This window comes from Amycolatopsis balhimycina FH 1894 (genome assembly GCF_000384295.1).
In the GTDB taxonomy this organism is placed as follows: domain Bacteria; phylum Actinomycetota; class Actinomycetes; order Mycobacteriales; family Pseudonocardiaceae; genus Amycolatopsis; species Amycolatopsis balhimycina.
The window spans coordinates 2,228,190-2,244,675 of sequence record NZ_KB913037.1 but is presented as its reverse complement, the minus strand read 5'-3'; the positions used below and the strand labels follow the sequence as shown (position 1 = coordinate 2,244,675).

Here is a 16,486-nt window from a genome sequence, read left to right as displayed (position 1 = left end):
GGGTGCGCTTCCTGTCCTGGTCGGTGGTGCGGCTTACAGTGCGTTCGCGCGGGCGACGGATCCCAGCCAGCCGAGGCTCGGCTTGGGGCGGCGCTCGAAGGTCTCGCGGTCGACGGCGATGAGCCCGAAGGTGGGTTCCCAGCGTCCCCATTCGAAGTTGTCGAGCAGCGACCAGTGCACGTAGCCGCGCACGTCGGCGCCGTCCTCGATGGCGTCGTGCAGGCCCTGCAAAGCGCCCTTGGTGTAGGCGATGCGGCGTTCGTCGTCGGGGGTGGCGATGCCGTTCTCGGTGACGACGATCGGGACGTCCCCGACGACCTCGCGGGTGTGCCGGACGGCGATCCCGAGCGCGTCCGGGCGGTAAGCCCAGCCCACCAGGGTGTTGTCGGGGTGCTCGGGATGCGGCACGATGCCGTTCTCGTCGACGGGCTGGCTGGTGTAGGACTGCACGCCGACGAAGTCGTCGCCGCGGGCGGCTTCGAGGTACATGTCCTCCCAGATCCCCTGCACTTCGGCGTGCTTGGCTTCCCCTCCCTCAGCGGGCACGAGCGCCTGGTTCGCGACCGTCCACCCGACCTTGGCGCCGGTGGCCCGCCGAACGAGGGGCGCCACGGCCCGGTGTGCCTCGATCAGCGCCGACCCGATCTTGACATCGGGCAGCGCCCCGAACGGGTACGGCCGCCCGGCGGCGACTTCGGCCAGCGACCAGTGGTTGACCGACAGGACGTTGGGCTCGTTGATGGTGCACACCCACTCGACGCCGTCGAGGATGGTGACGGCCTGCTCGACATACCGCGTAAAGAGATCGACGGCGTCGTCGCGCAGCCAGGCTTCGTGGGCGCCCAGCCACCGGGGGTGGGTGAAGTGGTGCAGGGTCACGACAGGGGTGAGTCCCAGCCCCAGCGCGGTGTCGATCATCCTCCGGTAGTGCGCCAGTTCTGCCCGGGAGAACTTCCCGGGAAGCGGCTCGATGCGCGACCACTCGAGGCTGAACCGGTAGGCGGTGAAACCGGCTTCCGCCAGCAAGCGCATGTCCTCTTCGTAGCGGTGGTAGCTGTCCACCGCGTCCCCGCTGTACTGGACCTGCGGGGCAGCGTCCTGCTCGAGCTGCCACCAGTCGTTGTTCAGGTTGTTGCCCTCGACCTGGTGGGACGCGGTCGCGGCACCCCAGAGGAATCCGTCGGGGAACGTACGTGGCACAGCAGATCTCCTTCGAGTTGTCTTACTTGACGCCGCGGATGCGCCAGGCCGTCAAGCCGGCACCGGCGGCGAGAACGGCCGCGGTGAGGAACAGCGCGGCGTAGTTGCCGCCACCGCCGATGGCCAGCACCAACGGCGCGAGGACCGGGGCGATCGCGCCGGCCGGGTTGCTGGCGATGTTGTAGTAGATGCTCATGTACTTGCCGGCCTGGGTTTCCCGGTCCGGCATCACGTCGCTGACCAGCGCCAGGTCGACCGTGCCGAACATGCCGACGCCGAGCGTCAGCAGGATCGCTCCCACGCTGTAGAGGACCAGTTCGTGCGCCGCGGAGGCGACGACCAGGCCGGCGGCCATCGCCGCCGTTGCTCCGTAGATGAACGGCTTCCGCCGCCGGATCCGGTCGGAGACCATCCCGCTGACGATGGCGGATCCCATCCCGACCAGCAGCCCGATTCCACCGAGCAGCGCGAGCTTCTGCCCGGCCTCCGCAGGGACGAGCTTCAACCGGTCCAACAAGAAGTAGAACTGATAGGTGATGAAGAAGTTCGTCGCCAAGGTGAGGAGGAACTTCCCGATCAGAACAAGAGAGAAGTCCCGGTGGGCGAACGGGTTGAAGGCCAGGTCCTTGAAGAACCCGAACACCGACGTCGACGGCCGGCCGGCGGGGGCGGGCCGGTCGGGAACGGTGAACACGAACAGGACCGAGGTCACCGCCAGGACGAGCACCGGCAGGAGGAAGAGCAGCACCTGGTTGCCGAGGAGCAGACTCCCGGTCAGGGTGGCCGCCACGCCGGCCAGCTGTCCGGTGACGCCGCCCAGCGCACTCAGCTTGCCGCGCTGCGCTTCCGGGACCCATTCGGCGATCACGGGTGAGACCGCGGTCGCCGCGAACGTCCCGCCGATGTTCGCGATCACCCACCCGATCATGACCGCCGTGACCGACGACGCCGCGGCGATCATGAGCGAACCGGCGACGTTGATGACAATGCCGAGGAGCAGGTACGGCCGCCGACGTCCCCACGCCAGGCGGGTCCGGTCGCTGAGGGTGCCGATGATCGGGCCGACGATGATCGTCCCGAGCGCGCCGATGCCGATGACCAGCCCGAGGCTGCTCTCCTTCGTGGCCGGATCGATGAGCTGGATCTTGTAGGCGAGGCTGAATAGCGCCGGCATGAGGATCACGAGCCCCAGGCCGAAGTTGGTCAGCGAGTAGACGGTCATGAACCACGCGCTGACGGGCTTGAGGTCCAGCTCTGCCGGTTGGGCGGGCGCGGTGTCGATGGTGGCGGCGGCCACCGCGGGGAGCTCCGGGGGCGGCTGGGTGCCAAGGGGTTCAGTAGTCATGCGGACTCCGTTGTCTCGACCAGGCTGCCGCGGCTGTGGTGGCGCGCGCAACCAAACTTTGAGCAGTGACGGTACGTCGCCGTGATTGCGCGCGCAAGCAGAACTTCTCCTGCTACTCTGCGTGTGGTTGCGCGCACAAGCACACGCTGGGGACAACACATGGTTGACGGTGACGTGAAGGACAAGAACGGCCGGAGGGTGACCGCGGCCGACGTGGCGCGGTCGATCGGGGTGTCCCGGGCGACCGTGGGGTACGTCCTGAACGACACGCCGGGCGCCCGCATCTCCCCGGAAACGCGCGAGCGGGTCCTGGAGGCGGCCGAGCGGCTGGGCTACCAGCCCAGCACGGTCGCGCAGGCGCTGGCGCGGGGCCGGTCGCGGGTCGTCCTCATCGTGCTCCCGGACTGGCCGCTCGAGTTCTCCCTGCGCACGCAGCTGGACGAGGCGGCCCGGGTGCTGGATGAGGCTGGCTACGCGACGATCACCTACACCCACCACGAGTCCGAACACGCCCAACCGCTGTGGAAGCTCGTCGAGCCGGAAGTCGTCGTCGGCCTGATCCCGTTCACACCCGACGAGGTGCGGTCCATCCGCGCCGCCGGGATCACGCGAATCGTGCCGGATCCGGACGACCACCTCGAGCTCGACGCCATGCCGGTCGTGCTCGCGGGCCCCCAGCTGCAGGTGCGTCACCTCGCGTCGCTCGGCCACCGCAAGCTGGCGTTCGCGGCGACGCCGGACATGCGTCTGGCCGGCCTGTCCGCGGTCCGCCAACGCGCGGTGGAACGGGAAGCTGCCCGGCTGGGGCTGGACCTGCTCGACGCTCGCCCGATCGACTATCGGGACGACGATCTGGCGGGGGTGCTGCACGAGTGGCTCGCGGCCGGTGTGACCGGCGTGGCCGCGTTCAACGACGAAGTCGCGGGAACGATCGTGGGCGCCGCGGTCCGCGCCGGCATCCCGGTGCCGGAAGGCCTGGCGGTGATCGGGCACGACAACACGCCGCTGGCGTCCTATTTCGCCCCGAGGATTTCGACGGTCGGCCTCGACAGCGTGGGCGTCGGCCGCTGGATGGCCGACCAGGCGGTCAGCAGCGCCGAAGGACGACCGGTGAAAGCCGATTTCCCGGAGCCTACAACCTTTTTGATCGAGCGCGAATCAACCGTCGGTCGAAAGAAAAGTTGAACGGCGCGGGCCGGTTGAAGGACACGAAGCAGGCTGGCATGACCAACGTCGGGATTCCCTGCGGGGCACGATCGCGCTCGGCAGTCGGCCATCGCCTCGGGTTCACCGAAATGCTCGGCGCGGGTGGACGGCTCTGATCCACGGCTGTCCACCCGCGCCGGCTACACCTCGCAGCTGTCCACGTGCGTGCCGGGACCTGCCGTGAACCCGTGTCCGTCCGGCAGGGTCACGGTGGCGGTGGCCCCCGGTGGAACCGTGACCGTCAGGTGGAAGCGGCCACCCTCGATCCGCCAGCTCGAGGTGATGCGTCCGTGGACGGAGTCGAATTCGGCCTCGGCCCAGGTGAGGCCGCCGCCGGGTTCGGGACGGACCTCGAAGTGCCGGTAGCCGGGCGCGTCCTCCCGTAGCTGGATGCCCGCGGTGTGCCGGTGCAGGAACGACACGACCGCGCCCTTGCTGTAGTGGTTGAGGGAGGCGTGCGGGGTGCCGTGCTCGTCGATGCCGTCCCAGAGTTCCCAGATCGTCGTCGCGCCGCGGTCGATCATGGTCAGCCAGGAGGGCGACGTGTCCTGGAACAGCAGCTCGTAGGCCACGTCGAGGTGTCCGGTGTCGGCGAGGACGGGCAGCAGGTACGGCGTCGCCAGGAAGCCGGTGCCCACGTGGGTGCCCGCGTCGCGGATCAGCGTGACGAGCCGGTCCGCCGTGACGGCACGCAGCTCTTCCGGTACCAGCCCGAAGGCGAGCGCGCGCACGGACGTCGCTTGGGCGGCGGGGGTGAGCGAGCCGTCGTCGGCGATGAACTCCGTGCGCCAGGCGTCGAGGGCGTTCGCCGCGAGCTGCCCGTACCGTTCGGCGTCCGGCTGGTGGCCGGTCGTGGTGGAGATGCGGGACAGCAGGGACGCCGAGCGGTACAGGTACGCGGTGGCCACGGCGCCGTGGTCGGCGGTGCGGAAGGCCTCTTCGTCGACGTCGGGTTCGCACCACTCGCCCCAGTGGAAGCCGCCGTCCCAGAGGAATTCCTCATGGGGTGCCGGAGCCGCCGTCCGGCTGGGGTAGCGGCGGGTGCGGGCGCGTTCGGCGGCGAAGTCGACCCAGCGGGCCATCATCGGCCGGAACTCGGCCAGGACGTCGAGGTCGGCGTAGGTCAGGTACAGCTCCCACGGCACGATGACCGAGGCGTCGCCCCAGCCCGAGGACCCGGCGAACTGGTCCAGGATCTCCGCGGGTAGGTGCTGGACCTGGCGTCCGCCCGGATCGGGCGCGAAGTTGGTGAGGCAGCCGTCGTCCCACTGGTCGACCGCGAGGTCGCGCAGCCACTTCACCGAGAAGCCCGCGACGTCGTAGAGGAACGCGGCCGTCGGCACGTACAGCATCCAGTCGCCGGTCCAGCCCGCGCGTTCGCGTTGCGGGCAGTCGGTGGGGATGTCGCAGGCGTTGTCGCGGAAGCTCCACACCGCGGCCTCGTGCAGCCGGTTGACGCGGTCGTCGCTGCAGCGGAACCACCCGGTGCGGCGCAGGTCGGTGTGCACGACGACCCCGCGCACGTCGCCGGCCGTGAGTGGTTGGGACGCGCCTTCGACGCTGACGTACCGGAACCCGTGCGTGGTGTGCCGGGGCTCGAAGACCTCGTCCGCCTGACCGCCGGAGATCACCTGGTCGACTTGGCCCGCGGACAGCGGCTCGCGGGTCTGCCAGTCGACCCCGCGCAGGTGCTCGACGGTGACGTTCCCGTCCGGGCCGAGAGCTTCGCCGTGGGTGAGGACGAGGTGATCTCCAGATGGGACGCGTACCCGGAGCCGGCCGTTGATGTTCTGGCCCAGGTCGACGACCTGCCGCCCGGACGGCAGCTGGGCGATCGAGACGGGCGTCAGCTCTTCGATGTTCCGGACCGGCGGCGCGGGTGAGGCGGTGAGCCGGGCGAAGTCGTCGTAGAGCCCGCCGGTGCCGGTCACGGCTTTCGACCAGGATGCGTCGGCGTAGCCGGGCGCGGACCAGCCGGGCATCGCCTGGCGCAGGTCCACTGTCTGGCCGTCCATCAAGTCCGCCGTGAACCACGCGGGCGTGGTCGTCCAGGTGGCGTCGGTGACCAGCACCGTCGTGGACCCGTCCTCGTGCCGGAGGTGCAGCTGGCATAGCAGGGCGGTGCGGTTGCCGAAGGAGTCCGCGAGCCGCATCGCGCCGGTGCGGCCGCGGAACCAGCCGTCGGACACGGTGGCACCGATCGTGTTCTCCCCGGCTCGGAGCAGGTCGGTGACGTCGTAGGTCTGGACGTGCAGCACGTCCCGGTACGCGGTGAAGCCGGGCGTCAGTTCGAGGTCGCCGACCCGCTCGCCGTTGAGGAAGGCCTCGTAGATGCCGTGCGCGGTGACATACAGCCGCGCGCTGACCGCCCGGGGCACCGTGAAATCCCGCCGGAACAGGTGCGCGGGCCTGCTGCCGGGTTCGGGCACGTCCTGTTCGGACGGTTCGATCCAGGAGGCCGTCCAGTCCTCGGTGCCGAGCCCGCTCTCCCAGAAGGCGGGCTCCGACCACGCGCTCTCGCCGAGGTCGGTCCACACTTTGACCTGCCAGGTCACGCGCTCCCCGGACCCGGGCAGGGGACCGGTGTACCGGACCAGCACGTGCTGATCGTCATCAACCCGCCCGGAATCCCAGTCGCCGGTCCGGACGTGATAGGCCGACTGCGTCGTGGCGCCGGCCGGGAGCCACCAGGACAGCCGTGGCCGGGCCAGGCTGGTGCCCAGCGGGTTCTCGAGGTGTTCGACGCGCAGGTGGGTGGGTGCGGTCACTGGTGGGTTCCCCCGTCGACGCGGATCTCGGTGCCGGTGATGAACGCGCCGTCCTCGGAGGCGAGCATGGCGATGACCCCGGCGACGGACTCCGGCGGGGCGAAGCCTTCGCCGATGGCGGGCTGGAGCTTGCCGAACAGCTGCCAGTCGACGTCTTCGGGCAGGTGCTGGACCGTGGTTTCGGTGATGCCGCTGCGGATGCTGCCGGGCGCGACGCAGACCGCGCGCAGGCCCTGCTTGGAGTACTCCTGCGCGATGGAGTGGGTGAAGGACTGGATGCCGCCCTTGCTGGCCGAGTAGGCCGCCATGTACGGGTGGGCGAACGAGGCCGACGTCGAGCTGAAGTTGACGATCACGCCGTGCCCGGTCTCCAGGAGCGCGGGCAGCGCGGCGCGGGTGACCAGGAACGTGCCGGTCAGGTTGACGCCGATGATCCGGTTCCAGGTCTCCAGCTCGCACTCGTGGGTGTGCGCGCCGCGCAGGATGCCGGCGGCGTTGACGAGCACGTCGAGGCCGCCGAGCTCGGCGATGCTCTCCACGACGACGGCTTTGACGGCTCCTTCGTCCGAGATGTCGAGCGAACGGGTGGTGAGCCGCTCACTGTCGGCGCGGTCCGCGGTCTCCTTGAGGCCGGCTTCGGCGACGTCGGCTGCGACGACGTGCGCGCCTTCGGCCAGGAGCCGGAGGGCCGTGGCCTGGCCGATTCCGGAGGCGCCGCCGGTGAGCAGGACGCGCTTGCCGGTGAATCGCTCCATTGGTCCGGGTTCCTTTCGTGGAGTCAGTTCTTGCTGAGTTCGATCAGTTCGGCGAGGGCGTCGTCCGGCAGGTGCGTGCCGACGGAGGTCAGGAAGTGGGTGAACTGTTTCATGGGCAGCGAGGCGATCATGCGCATCGAGTCCGGCATTTCCTCGGCTTGTTTCGCCTGACCCGAGGTCATCGATTCGGTGATCTTGCTGGTGATCAGCGGGCCGACGACGGGGTGGCCGAACCAGTGCTGCACCGGTGAGTCGAGGCTCAGCACCCGCTTGACGACCTCGCCGGCGAGAGTGATCGGCGCCTCGGCGACGATGTCCGCGGCACTGTGTCCGATTTGGACGGTATAGTCGCCGGGGGCGACCAGCCACCGTGCGAATTCGACGTCGTAGTAGGCGAAGGCGCGGTGGCCAAGGGCGAGGTCGACCGTCCGGGATTCGCCGGGTTCGAGGGCGACCTTGGTGAAGGCGCGCAGTTCGCGGGTGGGCCGCCGGACCGGTCCGGCGCCGGTGGCGACGTAGACCTGGACGACGTGTTTCCCGGCGACGGGCCCGGTGTTGGTCACGGTGGCCGAGACGGTCGCGGTGTCGTCGCCGGTGACGCTCACGGAGAGGTCGTTCGTCTCGAAGGTGGTGTAGGACAGGCCGTGGCCGAAGGGGTACCGGACGCCGACCTCGGCGGTTGCGTAGTAGCGGTAGCCGACCATCACGCCTTCGCCGTAGCGGACGTGGCCTTGTTCGCCGGGGAAGTTGAGGTAGCTGGGGTTGTCCTGGAGCCGGAGCGGGATCGTCTCGGCCAGGTGCCCGGAGGGGTTGGCGATGCCGTAGAGCAGGTCGGCGAGGGCGCTGCCACTGGCTTGGCCGAGCAGCCAGCCGTCGAGGATCGCGTCGACGTCGTCGTGCCAGCCTTCGAGGGAGACGACTCCGCCGTGGGACAGCACCACGACGGTGCGGGAGCTGACCGCGGCGACGCGGCGGATGAGGTCGATCTGCCCGTCCGGCAGGGCGATGGTGTCGCGGTCGTAGCCCTCGGACTCGTCGATCTCCTTCAGCCCGGCGAACACTACGGTGACATCGGCTTCGCGGGCGATCTCGACGGCGTTGTCGTCGAGCCCGCGCGCGTGGCTGACGGAGGTGCCCAGGGCGCGGATGGCGTCGAGGGCGGTGTCGACGCGGGTCGGGTTGACGTGCGAGCTGCCGCCGCCCTGGAACCGTGCCTCCACGGCGAACCCGCCGATGACGGCGACCCGGGCTTCGGGGGCGAGGGGCAGCGTGTTCCGCTCGTTCTTCAGCAGGACCGCGCACTCGGTGGCGAGTCGTCTCGCCAGGGCGTGGTGGGCCTCGACGTCGAGGGTGCCGGTCGCGGGCGTGACCCGTTCGGTGAGGGCGAGCACCCGCTGCACGCTGCGATCCACCACCGCTTCGTCGAGTTCACCGCGCTGCACCGCCGCCACGATCTCGGCGTCGGTGACCCCACCGCTGCCCGGCATTTCGAGGTCGAGACCGGCTTCAAGCGCGGCGACCCGGTCGTTGACGGCGCCCCAGTCGGAGACGACGACGCCGTCGAAGCCCCACTCGTCGCGCAGGACGTCGGTGAGCAGCCACCGGTTCTGGGAGGCGTAGACGCCGTTGAGCCGGTTGTAGGAGCACATCACGGTGGCCGGGTACGCCTCGGTCACGACCTTCTCGAAGGCCGGGAAGTAGATCTCGCGCAGGGTGCGTTCGTCGACGTCCGCGCTGATCCGCATGCGGTCGGTTTCCTGGTTGTTGGCGGCGAAGTGCTTGACCGACGCGCCCACGCCTTCGCCTTGCAGACCTCGGACGTGTGCCGCGCCGAGCGTGCCGCTGAGCAGCGGGTCTTCGGAGTAGTACTCGAAGTTGCGGCCGCACAGCGGTGACCGCTTGATGTTCACCCCGGGACCGAGGTTGACGGTCACCCCGGCGACCCGCGCCTCACGGCCGATGGCCGCGCCGAGCTCGGCGGCGACGCCGGGATCCCAGCTGGAGCCGACCGCGGCGGCGGTCGGGAAGCACGTGGCGGGCCGGCTGTCGTGGAGTCCGAGGTGGTCGGCTTCGGCGTCTTGCCGGCGCAGGCCGTGCGGTCCGTCGACCAGGAACATCGACGGGATGCCGGCCTCGTCGATCGCCTTGGTGGACCAGAAGTCCTTTCCGGACAACAGGGAGGCTTTCTGTTCCAAGGTGAGGTCGGGGCGGGGCATCAGAGATTTCCTTCCTGACCGCCGACGGCGGCCACCAGATCGTTCTTCAGTTCGGTCGAGGCACCGGGGACGTGGTCCAGGACGATGTTGAGGGAGATGCCCGCGGCTTCGGGTGCGGAACCGTCGAGGGGAATCCCGGGGAAGTGCTTCGCGAAGACATCCGTGACCGCACGCCACACCTTCGGGTCTTCGGAAAGCGTTCGAAGTGGGGTGTCCATGGTGTACTGCTTCGAAGCCGCGCTGTCGTCGACTTCGTACTGCCAGGAATGTTCTCCTGCGGTCACCTGGACGACGAGCTCGTCCGGGTGCTGCGGCAGGACCACGGTCGCTTCGGCGCCCTCGGGGATGGTGACGTCGAGCTGCATCCGGCCGTCGTCGATGCACCAGGCGACGGTGGCGCGGCCGTGGACGGTGTCGTGAGTGACGGTGGCGTGGGTGAGGTCCCCGCCCGGACGTGGGGCGATGCGCATGGTGCGGTAGCCGGGCTCGGCGGGGGAGAGGCCGCCCACGACCCGGTGCAGCCAGTCGGCGATCGCGCCGAGGGCGTAGTGGTTGAGGGAGGTCATCCCGGACGGGTTGATCGTTCCGTCCGGCCGGATCGAGTCCCAGCGCTCCCAGATCGTCGTCGCGCCCATGGTGACCGGGTAGAGGAACGACGGGCACCCGGTTTCCAGCAGCAGGAGGTAGGCCTCGTCGAGGTGGCCGGTGCGGCTGAGGGCCTCGGTGACGAACGGGGTGCCCGCAAAACCGGTGGAGATCCGGTAACCGGCCCTGGCCACCACTGCGGCCAGCTGGTCGCCTGCCTTGGTTTCCTGGGCCGGGTCCAGGATGTCGAAGCAGATCGCGAGCGCCAGTGCGGTCGCGGATTCATTCGCCAGTCGGCCGGACGGGGTGACGTATTCGTGCCGGAACGCCTCGCGCACGCGGCCGGCCAACGTCCCGAAACGCTCGGCGTCTTCGGCCTTGCCGAGCAGCGCCGCGGTCTTCGCCAGCTGTGTGGTGGTGCGGCACAGGAACGCCGACGCGACGAGGTGGCGGTCGGTCTTGCCGCCCGCCGGGTTGTCCATCGGGGCGTCCGGATCGAGCCAGTCACCGAACTGGTAGCCGGAGTTCCACAGACCGGCGTCGTCCAACCGGGACTCGACGTCCCGGATGAACGCCGCCATCGAGTCGTAGTTCTGCCGGAGGAGGTCCGGGTCGCCGTACTCGGTGTAGAGCGTCCACGGGAGACTGACCGCGACGTCGCTCCACAGCGCGGTCGGAGACGACGGGGTGGGCAGCACATCCGGGACGACCCAGGGCACGTACCCCTTTTCGCAGTGCTCGGCGCCGAGGTCGGCCAGCCAGGAGCCGAGGACGCCGCGCACGTCGTAGAGGAACGCCGCGGTGGGGGCGAACGCGTTGATGTCCCCGGTCCAGCCGAGGCGTTCGTCCCGCTGCGGGCAGTCGGTGGGTACGCCGACGAAGTTGTCCCGCATGGACCAGACGATGTTGGCGTGCAGCTGGTTCAGCAGCGGGTTCGAGCACTCGAACCACCCCGTACGGGTCATGTCGCTGTGCACCACGACCGCGGTGAGGTCGTCGGCGGTGACGGTGCCCGGGTAGCCGTCCACTTCGGCGTAGCGGAAGCCGTGGAAGGTGAACTTCGGCTCCCACGTCTCGCGGTCGCCGCCGCGGAGGGTGTACCGGTCGGTGGCCGCGGCGGTGCGCAGGGTTTCGGTGTCCAGCTCGCCGTCGGTGAGGACCTCGGCGTGGCGGAGGGTCACCGTCCGCCCTCGCTCGCCGTGCACGCTCAACCGGACCCAGCCGGAGATGTTCTGTCCGAAGTCGACGATCGTCTTCCCGCTCGGGCTCCGCGTGATCGAGACGGGCTTCAGTTCTTCGATCCGGCGGATCGGGGGAGCGGCGGGCGTCACGAGGGTCGACAGGTCCCAGTCGTACAGCTCCACCGGCTCCCACGAGTCGCCGAAGTCCGGCTGGGCCCAGCCGGCCGGTTCCAGCCGGGCGTCGTGCTCCTCTCCGTCGTACAGGCTGTTCGCCAGAACTGCGCCGGTGCCGGTGGTGAACGATGTGTCCGTGCCGATGGCCTCGGTACGGCCTTGGTACTCGAGTTCGAGTTGGAGGAACAATGCGGGCCGGTCGGCGTAGTGGTGGCGCTTGCCCTCCCAGCCGAGCCGCCCGAGAGCCCACCCTTCGCCGACGATGGCACCGACGGCGTTCGCGCCGGGAACGATCCGGTCGGTCACGTCGTAGGAGCTGACCGCGAGGCGATGACGATAGGAGGTCCAGCCGGGGGCCAGCACCTCGTCGCCGACACGCTCGCCGTTCAGGTGGGGCTCGACCAGCCCGATCGCGGTGACGTGCAGGGTCGCGCGGCGGGGCGTGCCGTCGACGGTGAACTCGCGCCGGAAATACGAGGCCGGCGCTCCGGCCTCGGTCCGGCTTCCGTACGCGGGCGAGATGAACCTGGCCTGCCAGGTGGGTGACACGGTAGATCTCCTCTATCGGACGGACTTGACGCGCTGCACTGCTAGTCCACTGAGGACGGTGCAGGCGGCGGCGACGATGAACAGCAGGGTGTAGTTCTTCCCGGTGGCTGTCGCCCCGATGGTCAGGAACACCGGCGCGATCAGCGGAGCGACGGACTGCGGGATCGAGGTGGCGAAGCCCATGATGCCCATGAAGCGGCCGGCCTCCGTCTCGCGTTCCGGGAGGACGTCGAGGGCGAGCGCCTGGTCGACGGCGGAGAACATGCCCAGCCCGACCGAGGTCGTCAGCGAACCGGCGAACAGCAGGGGCACGCTGGACGCGAAGGCCATGACCACCGCGCCGAGTGCGAAAACCGCGCCCGCGACGAGGACGAACACGCGGCGCCGGCGGAGCTTGTCGGAGAGGAACCCGCCGCCCAGCGCGCCCGCGGACGTGGCCAGCACGCCGAGTCCGGCCAGCGCGGCGACGGTGCCGGCCACCTCCGCCACGCTGACCCCCAGGCGTGCGGCGAGGAAGAACGCGACGAACGTCGTGTTGAGCGTCAGTCCGAAATAGAACAGGAAGCGGCTGAGCCAGTTCCACGAGTAGTCGGGGTACCGGCGCGGCTTGAACGTGTACTTGGCGGCCAGGCTGCGCGCGGTGAGGGGGGCGCCGTGGGGCAGCGTGCGGCTGTCCTGCTCGTGGATCAGGCAGACGAAGAGCGTCACCAGCACGACCCCGACCGAGCCGGGGACCAGGAACAGCAGCAGAGCGTCGCCGACGAACTGGCTGGCGAGCACGACCCCGCCCACCGGGGCGATGAGGGTGGCGAAGCCGACGAGCCCGGCGACCTTGCCGCGCTGTTCCTCGGGCAGCCGATCGGCCTGCGAGTTCGTCAGCGCGCCCAGGACCTGCCCCCAGCCCAGCTGGGCCAGCACCCAGCCGAATCCGAGCACGAACACGCTCGGGGCGGTCGCCATGACCACCAGCGACACCACGCCGAGCAGCATCCCGCCGATCATGAACGGGCGGCGGCGGCCCAGCTTGCTCCTCGTCCGGTCGCTGAGCACGCCCAGAAGCGGCCCGAACAGGAGCACCGTGCCGGCGCCCGCGCCGGTGATGTAGCCGAGGTACTCCTCGTGACCGGGGGCGAGCTGGGCGACCTTCACCGAGAGCGAAATCCCGAGCGGGGTGATGAAGGCCAGGAACACGCCGAACTGGGCCAGGGCCATCAGCCAGATGTAGCGAGCGGACACCTTGGGCAGGGCCGGAGCGGGCGTGGGGGCCGCCGCCGGAGGCGATGGCGGGACAGCAGATTGTTGACTGTCGATCATGGAAGACTCCGTTGTCCGTAAGCTCAGGTCAGACGTGGTATCACGTGCTAGCAAGCGCTGACCGGTGATGCTAATCTCCGCGAGCTAGCACGTGCAAGCTTTCTGAGGTGAAACGTTGCAACAAAAGCTCGAAGTGCTTCGTCAGGGTTTTGCCGATCGGTGTCCTGACCGCCTGGAGAAAGGGAGATGATGCTGAACATCGAGGACGCCGAAGTCCGAGGACGGCACGGCGTGGTTCCAGTGCGCATCTACACGCCACCCGGTGGGGCGGCGGAAAACGCCGCTCCGTTCGTGTGGGCGCATGGTGGCGCCTTCGCCTGGGGTGACTTGGACATGCCCGAGGCGCACGCGGTCGCGATGGCCGTCGCGCGGACCGGTCGCGAAGTGGTGAGTGTCGACTACCGCCGCGTCCCGCCGTTCAGCTGGGTGCGCCGGCCGCCGTCCGGCAAGCTGTCCGGGATCCGGTTTCCGATCCCGCTCGACGACGTCGCCGACGTGTTCACCTGGGTCCAGGCGCGGTCGGCGGGTGCCCGGACCGTTCTGGGCGGTGCGAGCGCCGGTGCGTGTTTGGCGGCGGCAGCGACACTTCGCCTGCGGGATCAAGGGCAGCCGGGACCGGCCGGGCTTGTGCTGGCCTATGGGACGTTCCACGCGTCGCTCCCGGCTCCGTCGGCACGCCTGGCGTCCCGGATCCGCGGGTGGCACCGGCTGGGGCAGTTCACGCCGGGCGTCGTCGACAAGGTGAACCGGAACTACGCCGGCACTGCGGAAGCGTTGCGGGACAGGCATGCTTTCCCCGGTGGCGGCGAGTTGGGCGGGTTTCCGCCGACTCTCGTTCTCGACGCCGACCGTGACGCACTGGGCGCGTCCGGGGAGGCCTTCGCGGCCGAGCTTGCCGCCGCGGGTGTCGATGTCGTCCACGCGAGGGTTCCCGAAGCTCGTCACGGCTTTCTGAGCCGGCCGAAGCAGCCTCACTTCGGGCTCGGCGTCCGTGTCGTCACCGACTGGCTGTTGAATCGTTCCAAGACGGTCGGCGCTGACGATTGACCGGACCGGTCGGCTATTCGCGCAGGCGGTCGACGATCGCGGCCGCGACGGCACGCATGCCGTTCGCCTTCGGGTGGAACGGAGCGCACCCGGCCAAGTCCCGCAGGCGGGCGGGCATGCCGGTCACCCAGGGATCCGCCGAGCCGAGGGCGTGGCTCGCGCTGAGCTCCCGCATCGGGACGAGGGTCGCGCTGGTTCGGCCCGCGGCCAGCGTGAAGACTTCGGAGACCGTGTCGCCCAGGCGGCGAAGCATGTCGAGCGTCGATGCGGGGAATGGGGTTTCGCCGGAAGTGGTGGTGTGCTCGCCGATCACGGTCAGGTAGTCGACCAAGACGACGCGGGCACCTGCGGCACGCTTGGTCACGGCCTCGACGATGCGCACGAGGTTCGCCGCCGCCAGCTCGACTTCGTCGGGGGAGGGCGTCGGTACGCCGACTCGGGACAGCAGCGAGGAAAGCGGTCTGGTGAGGGCGTTCCCGGCCAGCCGGGCCGCGAAGGCGAGCCGTGTCATCGCGCCGATGTAGTTCAGGTCGTTGCCACCGGCGGTGATCGTCACCAGGTCTGCGATGCCGGGCAGCCCGTCGAGCTGGGGCGGGAACTTCCGCAGCAGGCTCCGCTGTGGCGTGTCGATGATGGTGGCTGTCGTCGCGCCGGCGACCGTCAGGTCGGTGAGTGCCGCCCCCAGGGTTTCCGCGAGCAGGTGCGGGTAGTTGCGAGCGGATCGGCGAGCCGCACGGTCCTCGATCGGTTCGATTCCCGGGCCCGAGGCGAACGAGCTGCCCAGCGCGGCGACGTGGCGGTATTCCGGATCGCTCACCGCCCCCGCCCGCTTGGTTCGGTGGATTCCCGGGCCACCACGGTCGCCGCGGCATCGACGTCGCCGGCCGGCAGGGGTTGCCCGGCGGCTTCGTGCAGGGCGAGGGCGGCCAGGTGCCGTCCGAGGCCCGCGTAGTCGATCCGGATACTCGAGATCGACGGGACGAACAGCTCGGTGTAAGGGTTGTCGTCGTGCCCGATGACGGCGAGGTCGGCCGGAACCCGGTGGCCCGCGCGCACGGCAGCCCGGATCACCCGGGCGGCGCTTTCGTCGTTGTAGGCGACGACGCCGGTCACGCCCGCGTCCAGCCAGTCGTGCACTGCTTGCCCGGCCGCGTCGGCATGGTCGTCGACGTGCCGGACCACCAGCGGCGGCAGGTCGGCGGCCGTTTCCTGGGCCGTTCGCAGCCGTGACTCGACCAGGCCGGCCAGGCGAGGATCGGCCGTCGCGGCGAAGCCGAGGCGCGTGTGACCGCGTCCGCGCAGGTGCTCGACCTGCAGGCGCGGCCCGTCCTGAAGACCGAGCGGATCGGGCTGCTGAGGGATCAACGAGGACCCGGGGATGATCTTGGTGATGCCGCAACCGCGCATCGCGGTCAGCTCGTCCGGTGTGAACGGTGTGAACCCGACGACCACCTCCGGGTCGAGCAGTTCCCAGAGCGGGCGCGCGGTGCCCGCGGGGTGCCGGGTCTGGGTGACGAGCGAGTACCCCGCCTCCTCCAGCGCGTGGGAGGCTTCTTCGACGCACTTGCTGATGCTGAATTCCACCGGCCAGTCAGGGACGACCAGCAGGACCAGCTTGCTGCTGCCGCGGCGCAGGGCCTGGGCCGCGGTGTGGGGCCGATAGCCCAGGCGAGCCGCCTCGGCCAGGACACGTTCCTTGGTCGCTTCGGAGATGCGCTGCTCGGACGTCCCGTTGAGCACGAAGCCCACGGTCGCCCGGGACAGCCCGAGTGACCGCGCGACGTCGGCGGCGGTCACCCGTTTGCCCGCCTTCGTCCCCACCCGTACCTCGTTTCGCCGGAACTGGCAGCTTGCACGTGCTAGTCCGGACTTTAGCATTCACATGTGCTGGCATGATCTGCGGATGCTTGTCCTGCTGGTGGAAGACGACCAGCCGATCGCCGATTCGCTGCGGCGCGGTCTGGTGCGGGACGGCTACTGGGTCCGGACCGGCGCGGAGGCGCTGACCGAGTCCGCTGACATCGTGTTGCTCCCATGATCTGCTCCCTGGTCATCGTCGCTCCGGAAGCCTCGGCAAGGAATGAGAGGAGGTCGTACTCCTTGGGTGAGAGCGCGAGCTCGGCTCCGTCCAAGCCTCCGCTGGTGG

General features: G+C 69.7%; 12 protein-coding genes and 1 pseudogene. 3 read left to right on the top strand and 10 right to left on the bottom strand.

The window, feature by feature from the left end; translation table 11 throughout:
• Positions 1-33: 33 nt before the first annotated feature.
• On the bottom strand, positions 34-1,200 hold the full coding sequence (locus tag A3CE_RS0109410) for a glycoside hydrolase family 1 protein (protein WP_020639826.1): 1,167 nt from the start codon (positions 1,198-1,200) through the stop codon (positions 34-36).
• A gap of 22 nt (positions 1,201-1,222) precedes the next feature.
• Positions 1,223-2,545, bottom strand: coding sequence for an MFS transporter (locus A3CE_RS0109405; protein WP_125591764.1), 1,323 nt, complete (start codon positions 2,543-2,545; stop codon positions 1,223-1,225).
• 159 nt (positions 2,546-2,704) lie between these two features.
• Between A3CE_RS0109405 and A3CE_RS0109400 the strand changes: the two genes are divergently transcribed.
• The gene (locus A3CE_RS0109400; RefSeq protein ID WP_020639824.1) at positions 2,705-3,730 is read left to right on the top strand and encodes a LacI family DNA-binding transcriptional regulator; all 1,026 of its coding nucleotides are present in this window, start codon (positions 2,705-2,707) and stop codon (positions 3,728-3,730) included.
• A gap of 161 nt (positions 3,731-3,891) precedes the next feature.
• Here the strand turns inward: A3CE_RS0109400 and A3CE_RS0109395 are convergent, their stop codons facing one another.
• From A3CE_RS0109395 to A3CE_RS0109375, 5 genes are read right to left on the bottom strand one after another with little or no spacing between them, the layout of a single operon-like run.
• Positions 3,892-6,519 (bottom strand): family 78 glycoside hydrolase catalytic domain, encoded by a 2,628-nt coding sequence (locus A3CE_RS0109395; protein WP_020639823.1) that lies wholly within the window; start codon positions 6,517-6,519, stop codon positions 3,892-3,894.
• Positions 6,516-7,274, bottom strand: a complete 759-nt coding sequence (locus A3CE_RS0109390; RefSeq protein WP_020639822.1) for an SDR family NAD(P)-dependent oxidoreductase — start codon at positions 7,272-7,274, stop codon at positions 6,516-6,518. Before A3CE_RS0109390 ends, A3CE_RS0109395 begins: the two co-directional genes overlap by 4 nt.
• Positions 7,275-7,297: 23 nt before the next feature.
• The gene (locus tag A3CE_RS0109385) at positions 7,298-9,490 is read right to left on the bottom strand and encodes a glycoside hydrolase family 3 C-terminal domain-containing protein (RefSeq protein ID WP_020639821.1); all 2,193 of its coding nucleotides are present in this window, start codon (positions 9,488-9,490) and stop codon (positions 7,298-7,300) included.
• Positions 9,490-11,979 (bottom strand): glycoside hydrolase family 78 protein, encoded by a 2,490-nt coding sequence (locus tag A3CE_RS0109380; protein WP_020639820.1) that lies wholly within the window; start codon positions 11,977-11,979, stop codon positions 9,490-9,492. Before A3CE_RS0109380 ends, A3CE_RS0109385 begins: the two co-directional genes overlap by 1 nt.
• Positions 11,980-11,991: 12 nt before the next feature.
• Positions 11,992-13,293, bottom strand: a complete 1,302-nt coding sequence (locus A3CE_RS0109375; protein ID WP_125591766.1) for an MFS transporter — start codon at positions 13,291-13,293, stop codon at positions 11,992-11,994.
• Between the two features lie 189 nt (positions 13,294-13,482).
• Between A3CE_RS0109375 and A3CE_RS0109370 the strand changes: the two genes are divergently transcribed.
• Positions 13,483-14,340: an alpha/beta hydrolase fold domain-containing protein gene (locus A3CE_RS0109370; protein WP_051183886.1), complete on the top strand. Its 858-nt coding sequence runs from the start codon at positions 13,483-13,485 to the stop codon at positions 14,338-14,340.
• Between the two features lie 13 nt (positions 14,341-14,353).
• On the opposite strand, the gene A3CE_RS50670 is transcribed toward A3CE_RS0109370, so the two are convergent.
• Together A3CE_RS50670 and A3CE_RS0109360 are read right to left on the bottom strand one after the other, a co-directional pair.
• Positions 14,354-15,157 (bottom strand): SGNH/GDSL hydrolase family protein, encoded by an 804-nt coding sequence (locus A3CE_RS50670; RefSeq protein WP_020639817.1) that lies wholly within the window; start codon positions 15,155-15,157, stop codon positions 14,354-14,356.
• On the bottom strand, positions 15,154-16,161 hold the full coding sequence (locus A3CE_RS0109360) for a LacI family DNA-binding transcriptional regulator (RefSeq protein WP_020639816.1): 1,008 nt from the start codon (positions 16,159-16,161) through the stop codon (positions 15,154-15,156). Before A3CE_RS0109360 ends, A3CE_RS50670 begins: the two co-directional genes overlap by 4 nt.
• A gap of 82 nt (positions 16,162-16,243) precedes the next feature.
• On the opposite strand from A3CE_RS0109360, the gene A3CE_RS59245 reads away from it, so the two are divergent.
• Positions 16,244-16,378, top strand: a complete 135-nt coding sequence (locus A3CE_RS59245) for a response regulator (RefSeq protein WP_020639815.1) — start codon at positions 16,244-16,246, stop codon at positions 16,376-16,378.
• Positions 16,379-16,415: 37 nt separating this feature from the next.
• Here the strand turns inward: A3CE_RS59245 and A3CE_RS60050 are convergent.
• Positions 16,416-16,472 (bottom strand): annotated as a pseudogene (locus tag A3CE_RS60050) (hypothetical protein); the annotation flags it as partial.
• Positions 16,473-16,486 lie beyond the last annotated feature (14 nt).

What these genes read in the sequence shown, in the direction of transcription:
- A3CE_RS0109405 (WP_125591764.1), bottom strand. Translation starts at nt 2,545, where the DNA reads ATGACTACTGAACCCCTTGGCACCCAGCCGCCCCCGGAGCTCCCCGCG.
- A3CE_RS0109390 (WP_020639822.1), bottom strand. Translation starts at nt 7,274, where the DNA reads ATGGAGCGATTCACCGGCAAGCGCGTCCTGCTCACCGGCGGCGCCTCC.
- A3CE_RS59245 (WP_020639815.1), top strand. Translation starts at nt 16,244, where the DNA reads ATGCTTGTCCTGCTGGTGGAAGACGACCAGCCGATCGCCGATTCGCTG.
- A3CE_RS0109375 (WP_125591766.1), bottom strand. Translation starts at nt 13,293, where the DNA reads ATGATCGACAGTCAACAATCTGCTGTCCCGCCATCGCCTCCGGCGGCG.
- A3CE_RS0109385 (WP_020639821.1), bottom strand. Translation starts at nt 9,490, where the DNA reads ATGCCCCGCCCCGACCTCACCTTGGAACAGAAAGCCTCCCTGTTGTCC.
- A3CE_RS0109370 (WP_051183886.1), top strand. Translation starts at nt 13,483, where the DNA reads ATGCTGAACATCGAGGACGCCGAAGTCCGAGGACGGCACGGCGTGGTT.
- A3CE_RS0109400 (WP_020639824.1), top strand. Translation starts at nt 2,705, where the DNA reads ATGGTTGACGGTGACGTGAAGGACAAGAACGGCCGGAGGGTGACCGCG.